Annotated in this window: 15 protein-coding genes; 11 read left to right on the top strand and 4 right to left on the bottom strand. The window is 60.5% G+C overall.

The window, feature by feature from the left end; all coding sequences use genetic code 11:
- The first annotated feature begins 19 nt into the window (after positions 1 to 19).
- From AC5P9P_RS05190 to AC5P9P_RS05155, 8 genes are all read left to right on the top strand, one after another.
- A complete protein-coding gene (locus AC5P9P_RS05190) occupies positions 20 to 763 on the top strand; it encodes a hypothetical protein (protein WP_197567688.1) in 744 nt (247 codons plus the stop codon).
- A 37-nt stretch (positions 764 to 800) separates the two neighbouring features.
- Positions 801 to 1,361, top strand: a complete 561-nt coding sequence (locus AC5P9P_RS05185; protein WP_197567689.1) for a hypothetical protein — start codon at positions 801 to 803, stop codon at positions 1,359 to 1,361.
- Between the two features lie 61 nt (positions 1,362 to 1,422).
- Complete coding sequence (locus AC5P9P_RS05180; RefSeq protein WP_197567690.1) at positions 1,423 to 5,217, top strand: phage tail protein; 3,795 nt, start codon at positions 1,423 to 1,425, stop codon at positions 5,215 to 5,217.
- A 6-nt stretch (positions 5,218 to 5,223) separates the two neighbouring features.
- The gene (locus AC5P9P_RS05175) at positions 5,224 to 8,610 is read left to right on the top strand and encodes a hypothetical protein (protein WP_197567691.1); all 3,387 of its coding nucleotides are present in this window, start codon (positions 5,224 to 5,226) and stop codon (positions 8,608 to 8,610) included.
- Positions 8,611 to 8,661: 51 nt separating this feature from the next.
- Positions 8,662 to 8,958: a hypothetical protein gene (locus tag AC5P9P_RS05170; protein WP_005408972.1), complete on the top strand. Its 297-nt coding sequence runs from the start codon at positions 8,662 to 8,664 to the stop codon at positions 8,956 to 8,958.
- Positions 8,958 to 9,629: a hypothetical protein gene (locus tag AC5P9P_RS05165; RefSeq protein WP_329772354.1), complete on the top strand. Its 672-nt coding sequence runs from the start codon at positions 8,958 to 8,960 to the stop codon at positions 9,627 to 9,629. Before AC5P9P_RS05170 ends, AC5P9P_RS05165 begins: the two co-directional genes overlap by 1 nt.
- A gap of 1,070 nt (positions 9,630 to 10,699) precedes the next feature.
- Positions 10,700 to 10,861, top strand: a complete 162-nt coding sequence (locus AC5P9P_RS05160) for a hypothetical protein (RefSeq protein WP_019658981.1) — start codon at positions 10,700 to 10,702, stop codon at positions 10,859 to 10,861.
- Between the two features lie 877 nt (positions 10,862 to 11,738).
- On the top strand, positions 11,739 to 12,188 hold the full coding sequence (locus AC5P9P_RS05155; protein WP_106549333.1) for a BLUF domain-containing protein: 450 nt from the start codon (positions 11,739 to 11,741) through the stop codon (positions 12,186 to 12,188).
- On the opposite strand, the gene AC5P9P_RS05150 is transcribed toward AC5P9P_RS05155, so the two are convergent.
- Entirely contained in the window at positions 12,185 to 12,460 is a 276-nt protein-coding gene (locus AC5P9P_RS05150; protein ID WP_100443554.1) for a hypothetical protein, read from the bottom strand. The two genes, AC5P9P_RS05155 and AC5P9P_RS05150, sit on opposite strands and share 4 nt — an antisense overlap.
- A gap of 62 nt (positions 12,461 to 12,522) precedes the next feature.
- Between AC5P9P_RS05150 and AC5P9P_RS05145 the strand changes: the two genes are divergently transcribed.
- A complete protein-coding gene (locus AC5P9P_RS05145) occupies positions 12,523 to 13,137 on the top strand; it encodes a hypothetical protein (protein ID WP_197567693.1) in 615 nt (204 codons plus the stop codon).
- Positions 13,138 to 13,601: 464 nt separating this feature from the next.
- On the opposite strand, the gene AC5P9P_RS05140 is transcribed toward AC5P9P_RS05145, so the two are convergent.
- Positions 13,602 to 14,162 (bottom strand): fasciclin domain-containing protein, encoded by a 561-nt coding sequence (locus tag AC5P9P_RS05140; protein WP_197567695.1) that lies wholly within the window; start codon positions 14,160 to 14,162, stop codon positions 13,602 to 13,604.
- 157 nt (positions 14,163 to 14,319) lie between these two features.
- On the opposite strand from AC5P9P_RS05140, the gene AC5P9P_RS05135 reads away from it, so the two are divergent.
- Together AC5P9P_RS05135 and AC5P9P_RS05130 are read left to right on the top strand one after the other, a co-directional pair.
- Entirely contained in the window at positions 14,320 to 14,820 is a 501-nt protein-coding gene (locus AC5P9P_RS05135) for a hypothetical protein (protein ID WP_241888071.1), read from the top strand.
- A gap of 150 nt (positions 14,821 to 14,970) precedes the next feature.
- Positions 14,971 to 15,576 carry a hypothetical protein gene (locus tag AC5P9P_RS05130; protein ID WP_197567697.1) on the top strand — a complete coding sequence of 202 codons (606 nt, stop codon included), beginning with the start codon at positions 14,971 to 14,973 and terminating at the stop codon, positions 15,574 to 15,576.
- Positions 15,577 to 16,223: 647 nt separating this feature from the next.
- Here AC5P9P_RS05130 and AC5P9P_RS05125 read toward each other — a convergent pair.
- Positions 16,224 to 16,862: a hypothetical protein gene (locus AC5P9P_RS05125; protein WP_495232629.1), complete on the bottom strand. Its 639-nt coding sequence runs from the start codon at positions 16,860 to 16,862 to the stop codon at positions 16,224 to 16,226.
- A 221-nt stretch (positions 16,863 to 17,083) separates the two neighbouring features.
- Positions 17,084 to 18,271, bottom strand: a complete 1,188-nt coding sequence (locus AC5P9P_RS05120) for a phage integrase central domain-containing protein (RefSeq protein ID WP_197567701.1) — start codon at positions 18,269 to 18,271, stop codon at positions 17,084 to 17,086.
- Positions 18,272 to 18,487: the final 216 nt, after the last annotated feature.

The raw sequence follows: 18,487 nt of genomic DNA, 5'->3' as shown, positions 1-18,487 counted from the left end.
CGTGTTGATTGGATATGGCATGCCGGCTGTCACGACGGTGACCCTCACCGGTGGCACGTGGCTCAGTGCGGACCAGGGCTCGGCGCTGTTCGATGGAAAGCCTGGCAGGGCGTCTCGGATCCGCCGCACCAGTTCGATGGCGATCACGATCACCCTGGCCGAAGCTGTTGTGCCGGGGATCATCGCGATTCTCGGCCTCAACATTCCGCCCGGCGTCCAGGTGAGCGCCGCCGGCGCGAGCGCCACCACCGTGCGACTGCCAGACGGCAGTGTCTGCGCCTGGCTCTTCCCGAAGGCCAGCGCCTTGGTATCAACGGTGTCCGTCGAGATCGACACAACTGCCACGAACGTCGACGTGGGCGAAATTGCGATCTTCCGGGCAGTCGAGGTGGGTATCAGCGACGGTTGGGCGGTGGCCACAATCGACACCAGCGCGCACACCCGCACCAAGGGCGGCCAGGTCAACACGGTTCCTGGAACCCTGTACCGCCGGCTGACGTGCACCCTGTCGGGTCGGGCCACTGCTGCAGTGCGCGGCGGTGGACTTGGCGGGTCCGATTGGGAGACGGTGGCGGCAGCGATCGCGGGACGCAGGCGCTCCTGCGTTGTGCCGCAGTACCGGGACATGGTCAGCAAGGCGTTCGACCCGCGGCTGGCGGCGCGCTCGGCGCTCTACGGCTATCCGAAACAGCTGCCGTCGGCGGAGAACATCAGCCGGCAGTACTTCTCAGGGTATATGGAGTTTGAAGAAATCCCAGCCTAGGCCGCTATCGCTTCTAGTCGGAAGATGGAATTCTTTTATGGACAAACACGATGTCAAGTTTGCTGAAGATTTGAAGAAGTCGGCGAAGTTGTGGTTGTTCTGGGCTGCGGTCAGTTTTTCTCTACTATTACTCTTTCAGCAAACCATCCCTGGGGTTACGGCCTCTGCCTCTGAACTGTTGCGATCTGGGATAATCGGCCTCTCATCTGCCTCGGTTGTAGTCCTTTGCGGAATACTAGTTGTAATGGGCTGCTTGATCAGAGTGATGCTTGGTCTCATACCCCCAGCAGGGCGATTCTTTCAGAATGGATTGGACATTTTCATTGAATCCGAGTCCGGTCTCGCCGCTGCATGTTTTGGCGTCTATGTCGGATCTTCAGTATTCATGAATTCCTCGATGGGAGGAATTGCGGAGGCGGCCGCGACGCTTCTTTTTACAGTTTGCTTGCTGGTCGTCAAAGGAGTGATGAGGGTTCTGTACGACGCGGACTTCGAATATCCAGTTCTAGTCCAGACAGTCTTATCGCTAGGCAGCGCATTTGCCCTGTTCTCACTCGTTCTGGATGTGCTGCCGCTTCTCGATGTGCTATTGCCCTAGACCATCCAAGTAGTACCAATAAGCCCCGCTATATGCGGGGCTTTTTCGTAATGGACCCCCTATGTCTCTATACACTCTTACCGTTGATCTTCTGCTTAAGACGGGATCGTTTGAGCGCGATGGCGGCAAGGCTGCGCGCCATTTTGATCAGCGAATGCAGAGCATGCAGGGATCCGCGCGGCGCGCCGGTACGGCGATCGGCCTGGCAATCTCCGCTGGCGTGACGGCCGGTGGTGCCGCCATGGTTCAGTGGACGCGTCAGGTCGCCGATCTTGGCGTGGAGTACGACAAGCTTGGCAAGCTTTCGGGGACGACCTCGGAGCAGTTTCAGCGCATGGCGGCAGGCGCAAACACTGTTGGCATGAGCCACGAGAAGCTGGCGGATATCTTCAAAGACGTTCAGGACAAGATTGGCGACTACGTCCAAACCGGGGGCGGAGCCCTTGCAGATTTCTTCGACAATATCGCCAAGCGAACCGGTGTAACCGCCGAACAAATGCGCAAGCTGTCGGGGCCTGATGCGTTAGGGCTCTACTTCAAGAGTCTTGAACGGGCGAACCTGTCGCAGACGGAATTGACCTTCTACATGGAGGCTATTGCCAGCGACGCATCGGCGCTTATCCCGCTGTTGCGCAACAACAGCGCTGGGTTCCAGCAGTGGGGCAATGCAGCGCAAGCGGCAGGGGCCATCATTGATGGAAAGACCAACAAGGCGACCGAACGCCTCCGCAAGGTCACACTTGAAGCCGATCTGGCGTTCAAGGGGCTAAAGGTAAGCGTGGCGGAGGAGATCATTCCGGCACTATCGGATTTCTCTGAACTCCTGAACGACCCTGATTTTCGGCAAGGGTTCGGTGTAATTGTCCAAGGCTTGGCCACAGTAACGACCAAGGCCGCCGAAGCTGCGTCGATGATTGGAAATCTCTCATCGCTAATAGCGCAAGGATTTAAGTCTGTTCCAGATAAAAGCTATGCCGGTCTGATCCAGGAGCGCATGCGGATCGAGGAGCAGATCGCCGGCGCAAAGGACGTTGCGGCCAGAGCCCGAGCGGGGAACGCATCATGGTGGGAAGGAGGGCTGTTCCAGAACACCAACAGCGAAGCTAACGCGAAGTCATGGGACAAGTACGTCCGTGACCGAGAGGCGGATCTTGAACGTGTGGACGCTGCCCTAAAGCGACGCCGCATGAAGGACCTGGCTGACAGCGTCGTTGTAATTGACAACGGGCAGACACTGCCGGAATCCGCGCTCAAGCCGGATTCCGTGGGCTATCGGCTGACTGGGAACATTGGCAAGGCGGAGCGTGAAAGGGCGGATCGTGACGCCAAACAGCGGGCAGAGGAGATCGCCCGATACCATCGCCAGGCACAGGAGGCTGCTGGGGCTATCGAGGGCCCATTGGCTGAGGCGATGGGTAAGCACCTCGGCAACATGTCCGAGTACAACAGCCTGCTTGTCAAGGGGAACATCGCCCAAGCCGACGCCAATGTGCTGATGGCTCAGAGCGCGCTTGAGTACTCCAAGGTAGCGGCTGAAGTGGAGAAGGCTCTGGCCGGCCCCGAGACACTCCTTGCGACTATGGATGCCGAGGTTGCCATGCTCGGCAAGGTGGGCCGTGCGCGCGAGCTTTCGCGGCGCGAGATGATGAACGAACGGGACATGCGGCAGGAGCTGCAGAAGGCGGTGGACGCCGCTGGCAGCAAGGAAGCGCTGGCGCTGTCCAAGGGGGCAGCGAGCTACGAGCAGTACGAGCAGGCCATGCTGGGCGCCGCCCGAGCATCGGCCGATCTGTCGCTGCGCGTGGAGGAGGCCGCGGCCAACGTTGAGGCGTGGGCCGGCGTGGTCGTTAACGGCGTGAGCGATGCCGCAGACGCCATGGCCGACTTCGTTGCCGGCGGCATGCGGGACTTCGACAACCTGTGGGATGAACTGAAGGACGCGGCCAAGCGGGGCCTGCGCGATCTGGCTCGGGAGTTCCTGCAGCAGAAGCTGGTGATCCCGATCCAGACGCAGATCCTCAACGGGATGAGCGGGCAGGGCGGTGGCCTGAACCTGCAGAGCCTGATGGGGTTGTTCGGCGGCAACGGCTCTGCGGCCGGTGGCCAGAGCGTGAGTACGGTGGCCGGGCTGCTTTCCAAGGGCCAGGGCCTGTTCGGCTTCGGCCGCTCGGCAGGTGCCGCAGCGGGCACCCTGACTGGCTTCGGCGACGTGACCAGCATGGCCGGGATGACAGGTTCCAGCTTCTCGGGGCTGATTGGCGGCGGGAGCGCCGGCGCTGGTGCCGGTGCCGGAGTTGGTGCGGCCGGCTCGGCGGCTGCGGCGGTGCCAATCATTGGTTGGATTGTCGCCGGCATGATGAAGAACGCCCAGCTGTTTGACCAGGGCTGGAACATCGCCAACGGGGAGAGCTGGGCCGGCAAGATCGCCACCGCCGGCGCTGTGGGCTTGGCCGACAAGGGTTTCAGTGCCCTTGGCTTCAACGACAAGGTCGCGTCGATCCTGTCCGGCTCCAGCATCCACGCCAAGCTGTTCGGTCGACAGTCGCCCAAGGTCACAGGCCAAGGCATCACCGGCAGCTACGGCTTCGGCGGGTTCGATGGCCAGAGCTATGCGGATATCAAGGCCAAGGGCGGCCTGTTCCGCAGCGACAAGAAGTGGACGCAGTTCGGCGCGCTGGATCCTGGCATCGATCGCACGTTCGATATGGCCGCGCGCCAGGTGCGTGGTGCTGCCACCGATCTGGCCAAGCAGTTGGGTGTGGACCTTACCCAGAAGCTCGGCAGCGTGAAGGTTGACCTGGGCAAGCTCCAGTTGTCGGCCGATTCCACCGAGGCCAAGGCGCAGCTGGAGGCTTACCTCAGCGACATGACCAATCGGTTGTATACCGAGGCGGTCAAGGCGGCGGGGTTCGGTGGCCAGCTCGACGGGTACTTCGAGTCGGCGGACGTATTCACCGCGCTCAGTGCGTCGATCGCGCTAGCCGTGGGCAATGCCGATGAGCTGGGCCGAGCGCTCAACGGGCTGGAGGTCGAGAGGGTCAACAAGGCGGTCGACTACTTCCAGGACCTGGCCAGCGTCGCCGGCACAGACCTGGCCACCCAGGTCGAGAAGGTGACCGGGCTGCTCGGCAACTACGCCAGCCTCATGGCCGACGTGAGCACCCAGCTGATGACGGCCAACCTGACGCAGTACCAGTCGCAGGCGCTGTCGATCGAGCGCACGTATCGCCAGCAGGTGAAGTCGGCCAACGACTACGCCAAGGCGCTCGGCTTGTCGGGCGCTCGGGCGGAGGACCTAGCCAAGATCGAGGCGCTTCGTGCCACAAACATGGGCAAGCTGCAGGCGCAGATCGACAAGGACAAGAAGGCCACGCAGTACGGCCTGTCGATCAGCGATCTTTCGCCGCTGACGGACCAGGAGAAGCTGGGCGAGGCGATGAAGGAGCTGGAGCGGGCGGTGTCCGGTGGCGACACCAGCGCCGCGCAGGCGGCCGCTCAGGCCGCACTGGGCTTTGGTCGGAACCTGTACGCCAGCGGGCAGGACTACAACAGCCTGTATGGCCGGGTCACCGGCCTCATCGACGGCATGAAGGTCGGCGACCTGAACACCGACGACGGCACCAGCATGGGCGCGCTGGCCGACGCCATCGAGGCGTTGCCGGACAACTTCAGCCGGGCCGTGTTCGACCTGGTCGTGAACAACGACGCTCAGACGCAGACCACCGCCGCCATACAGCAGAGCAACGCTCTGCTCGCCGAACAGAACCAGCTGCTCCGGCAACTCGTGTCCACCACTACCCAGGGCGTACGCAACGCCAGCAGTTCAGCGCTGCGCGAAGCACTCAACGCGAGGTAATCAGCAATGCAAGCAAGGAAACTCACGCTGGTGGAAATCGGCGTGGGCGGGCTGCCGTCCGCGTCTCCGGTGGCGCCGCGCTTTTCCACGTGGTTCCCGGTGCCCTTCAAGGCGCCGGACGTGCCGCCGGCAAATGGGGTCAATCCTACGCCGGTGGCCGACGGCGTCGTGCTCGAATGGGACGCCGTCGATCTGGAGGGCGTGATCTACGTCATATCGCGCAGCGAGAGCCAGGACGGCCCTTGGACGGAGATCCACCGCACCACCGAGACGCGGTACGTCTATAGCGACGGCAGCGGCAAGACCTGGTGGTTCCAGATCACCCCGACCATGCGCGGCAAGACAGGCACGGGAACCGTGGTTGGCGTTGTTCCGCCCACCACCTCCAAGCACCTGGCTGAGCAGCAGGCGAAGCTGGCGGCGGAGATCAGTGCCCGCATCCAAGCGATCGCAGACGAGGCAGCGGCACGGGCCGCAGGGCTGGCACAGGCGGCGCAGGACCTGGTCGCCGAGGCGCTGCTGCGGCAGCAGGGCGTGACCGAAGCCATGCAGGCGATCAGCGCCGAGGCCCAGGCACGGATCGATGCGCTGCTGAACGAGAAGATGGCGCGCGAGGCGGCGATCACCCGCGAGGAACAGCTGCGGCAGAGCGCGGACGAATCGCTGGCGCGCGCGGTGTCGGAGGTCGCGGCCGGCAGCGGGACGCAGTTCGACAGCATCAAGCTCTGGCCGTTCAATCAGACCATTGAAGGGTGGACGGGCAACGGCGCGCCGACGCTCGTGGACGGCTGGCTGCGGCCCGCCAACCATGCCACCGCACCGTGGGTTCAGTCGCCTGTGGCGCTGGCCGTGGACGGCAGCGCCTATCGCTTTGTGAAGCTGCGTCTAAAGCGCGTGGGCTCGCCGACATGGAAAGGCCTCCTGCAATGGATCACCACCGTTGATCAGGATTGGAACGCGGCGAAGAGCGCCAGTGCACGAGAGCCTGTATGGGACGGTGATGGCGTGGCCACGATCGACGTGCAGGACGTTGCCTGGTGGCCGGCAACCATCGACGCAATCCGCCTTCAAGTCGGGGATGCTCAGACCGTCGCGGACTACTACCTTATCGACTACGTTGCGGTGGGACGTCCGCAACCCGGCGCGTCGGTCGCCCTGGTGCAGGAGGAGACCCTAGCTCGAATCGCCGCGGACTCAGTCGAGGCGCTCCAGCGATCATCGCTTGCCGTGCAAATGCGAGGTGATTACGAAGGAAGCGATGTGGCTGGCGTGCGCTCGGGCCTGGTGGCCAGTGAGCGTGAAGCACGAATCAGCGGCGATGGGGTCAATGCCCAGGCAATTCAGCTTATCAACGCTCGTATGCCGGATGGAAACGGCAAGACAGCAAGCGAGGCGAGCGTCCAGCAACTGGCACAAGCCAACGCGGCCGAGCACGCTGCGATGGGCCAACAGATCGATCAGATCGGTGTGAGCCTCGGTGAGAAGGCGGACAGTACGGTTGTGGCTCAGCTTAGGTCTGAGGTGAACACGATCGACGGGCAGGTTCGGGCGAACTCGCAGAGCCTCACCAGCCTTACCGATCGGGTGTCCTTTGCGGAGGGCGGCGTTTCCGCCAATTCGTCAGCCATCAGCGGGCTTGCATCCACGGTGAGCCAGCAGGGCGAGACTGTCTCTGCGCACACAGAGCAACTCACTCAGATCGGCGGAAAAGTCACGGATCTGGAAGGCAAGGAGCTTGCCAACTCCTCGGCTATCAGTGGGCTCACCACTAAGGTTACGCAGCAAAGTGGGCGACTCGACAGTCAGGCTGAGCAGCTCACGCAGTTGTCGTCGCGTGTTGGCGATGTGGATGGCAAGGCCAACGCCAACGCATCGGCGATTGGCGGGTTGACCACACGCGTCACGCAGACGGAACAGGGTCTCGCCGCGCAGGTGACGCAGACAGGCCGGCTTGAGGCAAGGCTGGAATCGTCCAACCCGAACCTGCTCCAGAACCCGAAGTGGTCGGACGGTCTGACGAATTGGGCAGGTACTGATGGGATTATTGTTAGCTACACCGATTGGAGCGGTACATTTCTGCAACTCCTCGCTCGCCCTGGTGACTACCGCTACCTGTTCCAAGCAGTCCCCTTCGGTGGAGCTTCCTACACTCCATTCACCGGAAGCGTAGACATGTACCGAAACAACGTTCGCGGTGCAGTGTTTGCGCAGATGGAGTTCTTCGACGCTGCCAATAACCGCATCGGAACGACTCCCCGTGCAGACGCAACCCATACTCCGGGCACCTGGAAGCGCTACGAGTTCACTGGCGAAACTCCCCCAGGTTGCGCCAAGGTGCAGATCGTAGTCTATAGCTACGACACCGACTCCAACGCGTCATTCCGTCGTGCCAAGTTGGAGACGGGTCGATACGCTACTACGTTCGACGAAGGCCGTAACGTAGATGCACTTGCTAGCGGCTTCAGCACCCTAAACGCGACCGCTACGCGCCATGATGGTCAGATCACGGCCAACGCCAGCGCGGTGCAGGGTGTGCAGGCACAGCTTGGTGGCAAAGCCGATTCGGCGGTTGTAGTGACGATGGACGCCACCATGAATTCGCTGGGTGCGTCTGGCAATCTACTGCCTAATTCCACCTTCCCAATGTGGAATCGCAACGGTTGGGGCTGGTGGGGTAACGCGGGTGACTGGTTCAACGAGCTTGGGAATCCGACCGGCGGCAACGCCTGGAACCAGTCGGGTGTCACTGGTTTGGGTTCGGTAGCCAAGGGCGGCACGGCAGTTGGTGAAATTCGAGTGTTCGGTATGGATACCGACGTTGCAATCGAACCCGGCAGAACCTACGCCATTTCGGCATACATGCAGCTTCACCGCTGCGACTCGCAGCTCGCATTGTTCTTCTATGATTCTGCGGGCAACCAGTTGGCATCGCCGTCTGGCACCTGGGTGCCGTCGAATTGGGGTAACTCCGCCACCAGTGGCCTTACTAGCCTCCCGCGCCCCTTCGTGATCTCCAAGGCCCCGCCGGGCGCCCGTCGTGCGCGCATGGCGGTCTACATCCGCGCAGCGGCAGGTGCAGATACGTCTGCTCCCTACTTCTGGATGTTCCGTCCGATGTTCAGTCAGGTCCTTGACGGAGCAACCACCGCGCCAGCGTGGGCAGCAGGGGGCCAGGAGGCATCCGCACAGTGGGGAGTGAACGTGCGTGCTGACAAGAAGATCGCTGGCGTGCAGCTATCCGCTACGGGTGAGATATCTGCCTTCGACGTGCTGTCTGACATGTTCCGTGTGTCATCTCCAAGCGCCGGTATGCGCACTGAATTCAGCGACGGAAACTGGCGTGTTTACGACCAGAACGGGCGTCTGCGTATGCGATGGGGTGTTGTGCCGTGATCAACCAAGAAGGGCTGGGAACCCGGCCCTCCGCAACCGACAGGAGGCGGCATGCAGATTGTGATGGAAGTGAACGATGAGAACGGCAATCGGCTATGGGACCTCGCCAGCCGGTTGGGCCTGCTGTGCGGTGTGGCGTGGTCGGATGCTACGCCTGGCAATGGCTTTGCTGCCAATCTGCCGCCTGGGGAGTTCTTCTATATCCCCATCATTCCCTCCGACTCGCTTGGCTACGTTCCCGTGGTTGGTTACGCGAATGGCCGGGTGTATTGGGCGTTGAACAAGAATGGCAGCGGTCAGTTCGTCGGCACTATCAAGCCGGTCAAGTTCTACTACGGAGTGCGATGATGGCAAAGGCAGCGGTGGAGATTCTGAGCGACGCTGGGACCATGCTGATTAGCGAGGACACCCCGTCGCTCGTACTGAAGCAGAAAATACGCATCGACGTGTTCCCGGTGATGTACCCCGGTAACAACCCGGGAGGCAACTGGAAGTATGCGGAGATGGTGATCAATGCCGAGGCTCCGATGGTTGCATTCATCGGCGACCCCTACCCATTCTTCCCGCAGCTTCAGGAGATCGGCGCAAACCAGTTCAGGCTGACGCTGTGGACGAACACGCCCGCGCGCCTACAGGGCTGGGCCTACGTGTTCGATCGCCCCGCCAACGAGGATGCGCAGTATCTGGCATTGTGGGATGCGAACGGCCGTCTGACGTATGCGCTGGGCGCAAAGCCCATGCGGATCATCGGTGTGGGCGGCGTCTTTCCCAATGGTGGTATGGAAGAGGACAGGTTCCCTGACTTCACCGGCAAGACGGTCGCCGGGGTGATCTGCGCGCCGGCGACCAGCACGTTCCAGAACAGCTTCACCGTGATGGGGATCGGCAACGGGCAGGGCGTTAGCGGGAAGCACGGCCTGTTCGGTAACGCCATCACCATTCCGAAGATCGGAACAGGCGGCTCGCCAAACCAGGCCGTGGTCGGGATCGTGATGGCCGTGGATGTGACGAACTACTGACCGGTTGCACTGGACCGAGATGCCCCTGGGGTTCGGTTGAAGCGCGCCTATGCGACCTGCTGCAGCAGGTCTTCGACGTTGTTCCGCGGCGTGTTCACCGCGCGGCCGACCCGGCAGGCCAGCTACTGCTGGTGGCTTGCTGCGCCTCCCGTTCATTATTTTCGTGTCGTATCGCAGTGTAGTAACGAGACAGCGCGCACCATCGTCTTGCGGTGAATTCATCGCGATGGAGTGACTTATGTATGAACGACGTCGAGGGCTACAGGTACGCATCCAGCACCAACTTGAAGGGCTGCGAGCGATATGGATACGGGTCAAGTATCGGAGTGAAAGGCTTCAAGCGATACGGGTACATGCTCGACGCAGAAGTGATCGTTCCATTGAGGCTGCTTTCCTGCGAGCAGCGAATCCAGCTCAAGATGTTCAGTGAGAGCCGTACGCGAATCTAGTAGAGCATGTTTGGAATGCTGAAGTCTTGCGAGGGTAAGTGAGAACGACTGTGAAGCTGGAATGGATGGCGTATAGATGCGCCGTCCATCTTCGTTCCATTTGTCTGCAGGTGGTTGGGTGTGTGGCTCTCTAGATGGTCGTGCAGCGCGACTGCTTGAGAGGTTGGTTGTCAGAAAAATAGGGGGCATCAGGAGAGGAGATGGTCCCAGCATCGAGACCCAAGGCGTCTTGCAGCGGCCTCATTGCCTGTACGGCCAGAACGCATCTCTAGCCTTCGAATCAAGTCGTCAGCCCAAGCTTCGCGGCTTCCGTGGGGATCTCTTGTGTAGATATCACATGCGATCTTGATGATCGGTTGGATATCTAGTCCGAAGCTGGCCCCTGGGAATTCGCCAGTCCCGAACTTGGCGCGCCAGTGGACAATTTCTCGTTCCACGTCAACATAATTTTTATCCCTGCTCATGACACTTTCCTCGAATGTACCGAGGTGACTGTACGCCTGTTGGTCGAATGGGCTCATTCATGTGCCCGGTTCAGTCTTCTCTTGCAAAGCGACCTGCAGCTAACAGGGGGGCGTGCATGCTTCTTATGCGGTGAGTCCACCGCGATGGAGCAATGTTATGAATGACTTCAAGCGTGATGCATCCAATACCAACAAGCCGGCTGTGGCGGAGCCGGATGCAGGGAAGCAGAAGCAACAGCAACAGGAGCAGGAACGCCAGGACAAGGAGTCCAAAGAGCGCAACGCCAATGAAGGCGGGGCTCATAAGTCGAATAAGTAAGATCGACTGCGAGTAGTTGAGAGAGGGTGGCGCAGGCTTGCGCTGCCCCTTTTCTGTGGAAGGAGCGGTGATCCGTGGATAGGTTGAGAGATAGGAGCACGGATGCAGAGGCTTTGATGGTGCGGATTGCCTATCAGCTCCGTAGCCCGTCAGAGACTACTTTGCTGCCGTGTAAGAGGTGCCGGAGGCCAAGTCCTGGCGGCTATCTGTGTGCCAATTGTCTTTGTGATGACCTTGCAATTTTGATTGAAAATCGTGGTGCAGCGGGGAGATGGCTTTCTTCAATCAAAATCGCCCTCCAAGACGAAGAAACGGTCCTTCGCTACGCGAGGCAAGCTTCATCCAAGCAGCAGGAATCTTCCGACTGAACGGACATTCGCCTAGCATTGCTCATCGTTTTTCGAAACGATTTCAACGGCAATGCAGCTCTGGCTCTGCTTAGTCTACGCTTGGTGCTGAACGACCATTGCCCAGAAAGTGCTCACACTCCACCAAACGGGCGTTGCTGACCATCTGCCTGGCCCCGCACTTTCCGCAAGTGAGCACAGTGCCACCAGGCAACGCTTCCAGTTCGGCTCTTGTAGAGCTAGTAATCGTACTGCAGCGGGCGCAACGTACCGCTAAGCTCGAGACGTAGGCGATTCTTCCCTGTTCATCGAGCACCGACTCAACATCAACTACGTAGAACAGTCCTGTATCAGGCATTGCCGCAACCTCGAAAGTAGCTAACATGCTGCGCGGTCTACCGCATGGGCGAAGTGAGGACTTTCCCTGTTCACCGTGAGATCGCCATGAACGATTCATCACAAAGCGTTGATTCCTCACTCTCTCGTTTGGCAACGGCTGCTACGGTTGCTTCTCATATAGGAGTGGCGCCATGCCCATCAGGGCTGTTGTATATGTGAGCGGTGCAGGCGAGGAAATCGCCGGCGACAAGCTGGGCCTGTCCAATGGAAAGCTGGATCAGATTGTGGACGACGCGACCCGGTTCAATCGTAATGCTGGGGTTACGGGGGTGCTCCTCTTCGATGGCGAACGTTTCCTCCAGTACATGGAGGGGCCAGAGGATGGGCTATCGGTAGCCTATTCGCGTGTGTTGGGCGCGAGTAGCCACAACGGTATCGTGGAACTGCAGCGGTGCAGGGTTGTGCAACGCCGCCTCCCGTTCTGGCCGATGAAGTGGCTTCCAGTCGAACCAGACGAATTGCGGCGCGTGGCCCGTGCAGATTGGACTAGATTCAATCAGCGCGGCAACGCGGACGACGTAAACGCTACCGCAATGGATCTCCTGGTAGCGTTCGTGACGCCGTTCGCCGTAGCAGCCTAAGGAGGCGTGTTTCCTGCGCCTATTTGCTCCGTAAGAACCGTGAGCGATTGTTGAAAGGCGGCAGCGAATAGGTCGCCTCCATCCTCTCTGTGCTTTGCCGCGATGCTCGGCAGCAGTCGCAGCCAGTTCTCGGTCAGCCGCTCAGGCTCGGGGTGGGTCAGCACAGAGACCCGAAGCGCGTACTCCATGGCTTTTAGGTAGCCGCGGTGCATCTCGAGTCCGGCCTCGCAGGCTTGGAGGCGATCAAGGATTTCCGTGATTTCGGTCGTCATGGTGGTCTCGACAGGCAGGGGCGGGGAAGGCGATATTCTGCGGACGCCTAGAAGAGCCCGCTATGAGCATCCTCAATGTTCTGCTGCGCCCTGACCAGATCCTTGTTGCGGTTGATACCCTTGCTGAGGACGCCCGAACCGGAGTCCATTCGTCCGGCGCGAAGGTGCTCCTGATCCCGCAGCACAACTTGGTGTTGGCGGCACGCGGGTCCACACAGTTCTTTCTTCGCATCTACGAGCTCGCCCTCCAAGCAAGCTTCCGGGCTGACTTCACGATAGAGCAGCTATCTGCCGAGCTGGGGCTGGTTGTGGACCGGCTATGGCCGGACTATGAAAAGGGAGCGGCCGAGGCCGGCCTGCCTCTCGACCAACTCGGGACCGAGTTGGTGTTGGGAGGCTGGTCGCCTAAGAGTGCGCGGATGATGGCAATTGCCTATGCCAAGAGCGACAGTTCCCGGCCATCGGTTGTGCATCCTTTGGATGGAGGATTGGCCTCTCCTGGGGAGCCATTGGTTGGCAGGCCGGATAGCTTTGCTCCAGCGGATGTCCTCGCGGCCGGCAGGATCCAAGCGACCTGGCTCAACAAGCAGGCAGGTAGGCAGGTGGCGGGTGGTCGACTTTTGGCCGTCGTGCTCCGTGAAGGGCAGGCGGTAATTCAGGACCTAGGGGCGATTTAGGTCGTCCGGCTCCACCCCTGCTAGCGCCAAGACTCTGTCCTGCCTCATCTGCTCGGCCCAGAGAATCCAAGCTTGGTCGCCGGTCAGTATTCCCGTCACCCCGCAGCCTGGACAGGTGAGCTCTACACCCCCCTCTACATCAGCAAGCCCATACCCTCGCGACCGTCGCGATTCGTCCCCACATGCGCCGCACTTAACGTGCAGAGTCTCGACTCGCTCGATCATTCCGTTGATGCGCAGCAGAGGGCGGATCCGAAGGACCCGGAAAGCAGTTGAGGGTGTCATGTGTCGTGCCTGTAAGGGGCTAGACACGGGGGCGAAGAATTTCGCGCCTGAGAGGAGCCTGATGCGTCAACCATACAGCATGAACAGTTAAGAAATTGGATTTGACAGATTGTTTATGCCAGATCCCTCGCCGGCCTCGCAAGCGTAGGCACCCTGAGGTGCCTACGGCCCGCGCTGGGTCACTTCGGCATCAAGACGGTGTCGATCACATGGATGACGCCATTCGATTGGCCAACGTCGGCGATGCTGATCCCAGCCTTGCCTCCCTTGGCGTCGACCACCCAGAGCTTCCCATCACGAAGCGCTACGGTGAGCGACTCGCCCTGAACCGTCTTCAGGGTGGCCTTTCCGCCATGCTTCTTGGCGTCCGCCATAAGCTGGGCGGAGCTGTAGTTGCCAGGAACCACATGGTAGGTCAGGATCTTCGTCAGCTGAGCCTTGTTCTCAGGCTTTACCAGCGTATCCACAGTGCCTGCCGGTAGCTTGTTGAAGGCCGCGTTGGTGGGGGCGAAAACGGTGAAGGGGCCGGCTCCGTTGAGGGTGTCAACCAGGCCTGCTGCCTTGACCGCAGCGACCAGTGTGGTGTGGTCCTTGGAGTTGATGGCGTTCTCGACGATCGTCTTGGTCGGATACATCTCCGCCCCACCGACCATGACTGGACTGGCGGCGAAGCTGGACGAAGCTGCTGAAACGAGTACGGCGAGACTCACTGCGGCGGCAATTCGCTTAAGAGTTTTCACTGTGCGTTCCTTGATAGGTTGCCTGCGGTGCGCAGACATCCGACATACGTCGTGGCAGTGAATCTGGATGCATGGTGGATCTACCAATGTGGAACGGTTCAGGGAGGTCGCCGCAGCGTTCGCAGGATGTGCGACAGCCGGCCGTATCCTTCCGACCATGCTTCCCTCGCACGGCTACCAAGGCTCCCGCGCAGCACCGACACCCTCTGGCTGGGTCCAGACCGGAGAGCGCTGGGCGCTTTGGTACAACGGCCGCGAGACTGCCAGCGTTACCGCCGATGGCGGTCCTGGCGTGCGCCTGTGGATGGAAGGCCAGAAGATGTGGCAGGTGAAGGAAGTGCGCGCCGCCAATGTCCGGCAGGCGAAGCGCTACGCCGAGCGCTGGTGTGCGGCCAGGCTGTACCCCGATATGCCCCTGCGCCAAGCAGTTGCCAGGCTGACCGACAGCACCCCGACTCAGCCGGAGCCGCCGCTGCCTGGCCTGCCGCCAACCCGCCAGCAGCAGCAACAGGCGAGGCGCTTGGCCGAGGCCGGGGCCGCAGAACTGGCGCGAATCAAGGAAGCGTTGGAACCGCGCCGACCGCCGAAGGAGACCAAGCCCAGGGCGAGGGATCCCATGAGGGCGTGGATCAGGGCGGGCAAGGCGACACTTACTTGATGGGGTTGGATGGATGCACGGGCCTTCCATGTTATGGCCGCTTAACCTGTAAGCTCGGTCGAACCTCTCCTCGGCGTACTCGATCCAATGGACTTGATACGACTTCTCCGATCCCTTGAGGAGTTTCTGTACGAGCTAGTCGGCTGGCTCGTGTTCTATCCGCGAACGCTTTGGCGTGTGCTGGTTCGGCCCGGTGAGGTCGCTAAATACACTCGCCGGGAGTTCGCGAAGGATCAGGAGCAGCGCTTTGCGGACGCGATCAGCCCGGTCCTGATGTTGATTCTGTCTGTGGCAATAGCCCACGCCATTGAGATGGCGATGCGGATGGCTCCGCTGGCAGTCTCCGGCCCTGTCGGCAAGCTGCTCTTTGGCAGCGAGCAGGGCCTGCTGCTGACCAGGTCCGCTATCTTCTGCATCTATGCGCTGGGTGCGGCGCTGAGCACCCTATGGAGGCAGCGCCTCTCGGTGAATAGAGAGACCCTGAGGGAGCCTTTCTCTATTCAGGCCTTCATCGCCTGTCCCTTCGTCATCATGCTCGCCATTTCTCAAGCGGCCACCTCGGCTGGGGCGGAGGGGTGGGAGCTTCTTGGGCCGTCGATCGGGCTCGCGGCAGTGGCGTGGTACTTGTGGGCTCGGACGAAGACATTCGTCGCGCTGAACGGAGGGGGGCATCTGCCAGCTTTTGGCTTCGTACTTGCCTCGTTCCTGCTGACTTCAGCACTGATCGTGGCACTGGTGTTGGCCATTGTCTCTTAGAGATAGCTACCCAGCCGCCGCGCCGGCCCCCGGCGGTGAGCAAGACCAAGGCGAGGTCCCGACTAAGGCCAGAGTGAGAGCTGGGCAGATCGGCTGAGGCGGGGACGAAGGAGCTGGAGCGGGTCAAGGAAGCGCTGGAGCCGCGCAAGGCGCCGGCGGTGACGAGGCCCAGGGCGAAGGGCCCGATGAAGGCGTGGGAGCGGGCTGGCAGGGCGGGTACTCGCCGGCATTGAGCAAAAAGAAGCGCCCGGCTTGACCGGGCGCTATGCATCAGAACAGGCTCAGCTGATGCGGATAAGAGCGCCAGTGCTGGCATACGTGTTCCAAGCTTCCGAAACGGATCCTGGTGTATGCGCGCACTCGAACACTCTTCGGCTTGGATGCAATGTGATCCATACCAAAGTCCTCGAGGAGCTTTGGAGGCGATATTTGCCCGTAGCGTCAAACGGGTGTTACAGTTCGTCCGTCTGCAAAAGACAGCTACAGGTGGCAGAGGGACGCCCCCACTGCCATGCCAAGCCCGATAGCGTTGGAGCGCTATTGGGCTTTTTTATGGCGACCTCAAAGCTTGACGCCTACACGTACAAGCTGCACAATTCTAGGCCGCCTAAGCGCCTATAACGTGCAGGAATGGCGGATTAGCACCATCAGAACCCTCCTTCCCGATCTATGCCCTCGGGTGGGGTCAGGTCAGCAGCCTGTGTTGATACGACCTCCGAATCAGTTACAGCTGATTCGGGGGTTTCTTGTTTGTGGTGCTGCGCAAGATATTTTTTGCCGCGTTCTGTGATTTGCACGTCGCCCGAAGGGGTCACGACGACAAAACCGTACTGGGTGCGGTAGGTCCAAACGAACGTGCTAAGTGCACTTTTCGAAAGGGGACGGCCGGATTGCAGGGCAAAGTCTTCCATCTGACGGCGCGTCCGGGGCTCTGCCAGAAAAGCCAGCATGTTAAGAGCTGCTGTTGGAAGCTTACGAGTCGGATCCTTGTAGACATCGAGCTCAAGCAGTTCGCCGGGCTCAGCAGCCTCAGGAACCTCAGGAACCTCAGCCGCGGTTGTAGAGACAGCTTCTGTCGTTTGAGCAGATGGAGGCACCGTAGCAGCACTAGCCTCAATGATCGGGTTCCGCGAACTCAGCATCTTGGTGAGCGCATCGTCGAGCTCATCGCGAGGGATGAGCGTGCGAAGCACTCTGATCTTCTCTTCACATTCGTGAATTCGCTGTCTAAGGGCCTCGATCTTGGCCTCTTCGGCAGCGATGAGTTGGAGATAGACGTTATCCATGAAACGCATTCTGAACATCAGACTTGCGCCCGTCAACATCTCTGATCAAGAAAAAATGTGACATAAATCACATGATCTATCTCAAATGATGAGACTGTCGCCACTTGGCGGAGGATGGCAGGACCCTGAGCAATTCCACCGATGACTGCCTATAGCACTGGCTGGGGCATCATAAATCATTGATATTTATTAAGTTATTGATAATTTTTCGGTTCGGAGCCTCAGCGCACCCTGTCGACGCGGCCAGTTGCAAACACAGCCCACGCGTCCATCATGACTCGGCGCTTTTCCAGCATCTTCCCGCGTTTATAGGCTGCCTTAGCCTTGTCGCGGATCTGGTGGGCCAAAGCCGCCTCGGATAAGTCATCCGGGAAATCCGTAGTCTCGCTCGCCCAATCTTTGAAGGTGGAACGGAATCCGTGGACTGTCACATGTCCGAAACCCATGCGCTTTAGCAGCGCCAGCATGGCGTTCTCGCTCAGTGCCTCGCTGCTGAGGTCATTGGGGAATAGTAGGGAGCGCTTCATACGCGTCTGCGCCAGAGCCAGGGCTGGCTTCGACAATGGGATAGTGTGCTCGACTTTCCCCTTCATCCTGTCCCAAGGAACGGTCCATGTTCCGGCGGCAAGATCGACCTCGCCCGGGCTCGCGCCGAGCGTCATCCCGGTTCGTGCAGCGGTAAAAATCGTGAATTCCAAGGCGCGCGCTGCCTCCCCATGCCTGGTCCGCAATGCGGCCATGAAGGCAGGCAATTCCGCGTAGGGTAGGGCGGCGAAGTTCTCGACCTTTGTCACGGCTGTGGGCTTTGGGAGGATCAATGCCAAGTGGCCACGCCATCTCGCCGGGTTATCTCCGGTTCTCTTCTTCTGGACGGTTACCGAGTCCAGGACTGCTTCAACGCGTTGCCGCACGCGGCTTGCAGTCTCTGTTTTGGTGGCCCAGATCGGGCGCAGGACGGCAAGGACGTGATCTGTCTCGATACGATCCACCCGCAGGTCTCCCAGGACCGGCTTGGCATACGTCTCTAGCGTGCTGGTCCATTGACCGGCGTGCTTAGGGTTGGTCCATCCTGCTTCGCGCTCCGCGATGTATGCGGTGGCGGCTTCCCAGAACGTTGGGATACTGGCTGTAGCGACCGCCGCCGCCCGTCTTCCTGCGAGCGGATCCTGGCCCGCTTGTATCAGCCTCCTCGCGGCTCCTGCCGCCTCCCGCGCCTCCACCAAGCTGACCACGTGCAGCGGACCTAAGCCCATTTCTGGGCGCCTCCCCTCAAATCGATACCTGAGCACCCAGCTCTTGGCACCGGACGCGGTCACCTGCAGATATAGACCGCCACCGTCCGGGTGGTAGCCTGGCTCGGTGATCGTCGTCACCCGTCTCGCCGTCAGGCGATTGATCTTCAATCCCATTTCCTACCCATCCATGTACCCGCCCAGCATGCGCGGCTTCGCGCGAAGGCGTACGAACCAGACCGGATGGTGAAACGTAGCTGGCGCAACGGCTGAGACTGGTTCCACGGAGGCGCACGAAAGCTAGGGAATCCACTGAATTCAGACACTCTCTCCGCCACAACGCGAACGCCCCGGAAGGGGCGTTTTGCATTTCGGCCAATGTCCACTTGAACG

The sequence above is a fragment of the Stenotrophomonas sp. YJH_SMC_14-1 genome (genome assembly GCF_059372275.1).
The sequence above is the reverse complement of the archived record's forward strand: the minus strand, read 5'-3'. Positions and strand labels throughout refer to the sequence as shown.

Bases quoted from the DNA above. Each gene is read 5' to 3' on its own strand.
- AC5P9P_RS05190 (WP_197567688.1), top strand. From the start codon at position 20: ATGCCGGCTGTCACGACGGTGACCCTCACCGGTGGCACGTGGCTCAGT.
- AC5P9P_RS05185 (WP_197567689.1), top strand. From the start codon at position 801: ATGGACAAACACGATGTCAAGTTTGCTGAAGATTTGAAGAAGTCGGCG.
- AC5P9P_RS05180 (WP_197567690.1), top strand. From the start codon at position 1,423: ATGTCTCTATACACTCTTACCGTTGATCTTCTGCTTAAGACGGGATCG.
- AC5P9P_RS05175 (WP_197567691.1), top strand. From the start codon at position 5,224: ATGCAAGCAAGGAAACTCACGCTGGTGGAAATCGGCGTGGGCGGGCTG.
- AC5P9P_RS05170 (WP_005408972.1), top strand. From the start codon at position 8,662: ATGCAGATTGTGATGGAAGTGAACGATGAGAACGGCAATCGGCTATGG.
- AC5P9P_RS05165 (WP_329772354.1), top strand. From the start codon at position 8,958: ATGGCAAAGGCAGCGGTGGAGATTCTGAGCGACGCTGGGACCATGCTG.
- AC5P9P_RS05160 (WP_019658981.1), top strand. From the start codon at position 10,700: ATGAATGACTTCAAGCGTGATGCATCCAATACCAACAAGCCGGCTGTG.
- AC5P9P_RS05155 (WP_106549333.1), top strand. From the start codon at position 11,739: ATGCCCATCAGGGCTGTTGTATATGTGAGCGGTGCAGGCGAGGAAATC.
- AC5P9P_RS05150 (WP_100443554.1), bottom strand. From the start codon at position 12,460: ATGACGACCGAAATCACGGAAATCCTTGATCGCCTCCAAGCCTGCGAG.
- AC5P9P_RS05145 (WP_197567693.1), top strand. From the start codon at position 12,523: ATGAGCATCCTCAATGTTCTGCTGCGCCCTGACCAGATCCTTGTTGCG.
- AC5P9P_RS05135 (WP_241888071.1), top strand. From the start codon at position 14,320: ATGCTTCCCTCGCACGGCTACCAAGGCTCCCGCGCAGCACCGACACCC.
- AC5P9P_RS05125 (WP_495232629.1), bottom strand. From the start codon at position 16,862: ATGGATAACGTCTATCTCCAACTCATCGCTGCCGAAGAGGCCAAGATC.
- AC5P9P_RS05120 (WP_197567701.1), bottom strand. From the start codon at position 18,271: ATGGGATTGAAGATCAATCGCCTGACGGCGAGACGGGTGACGACGATC.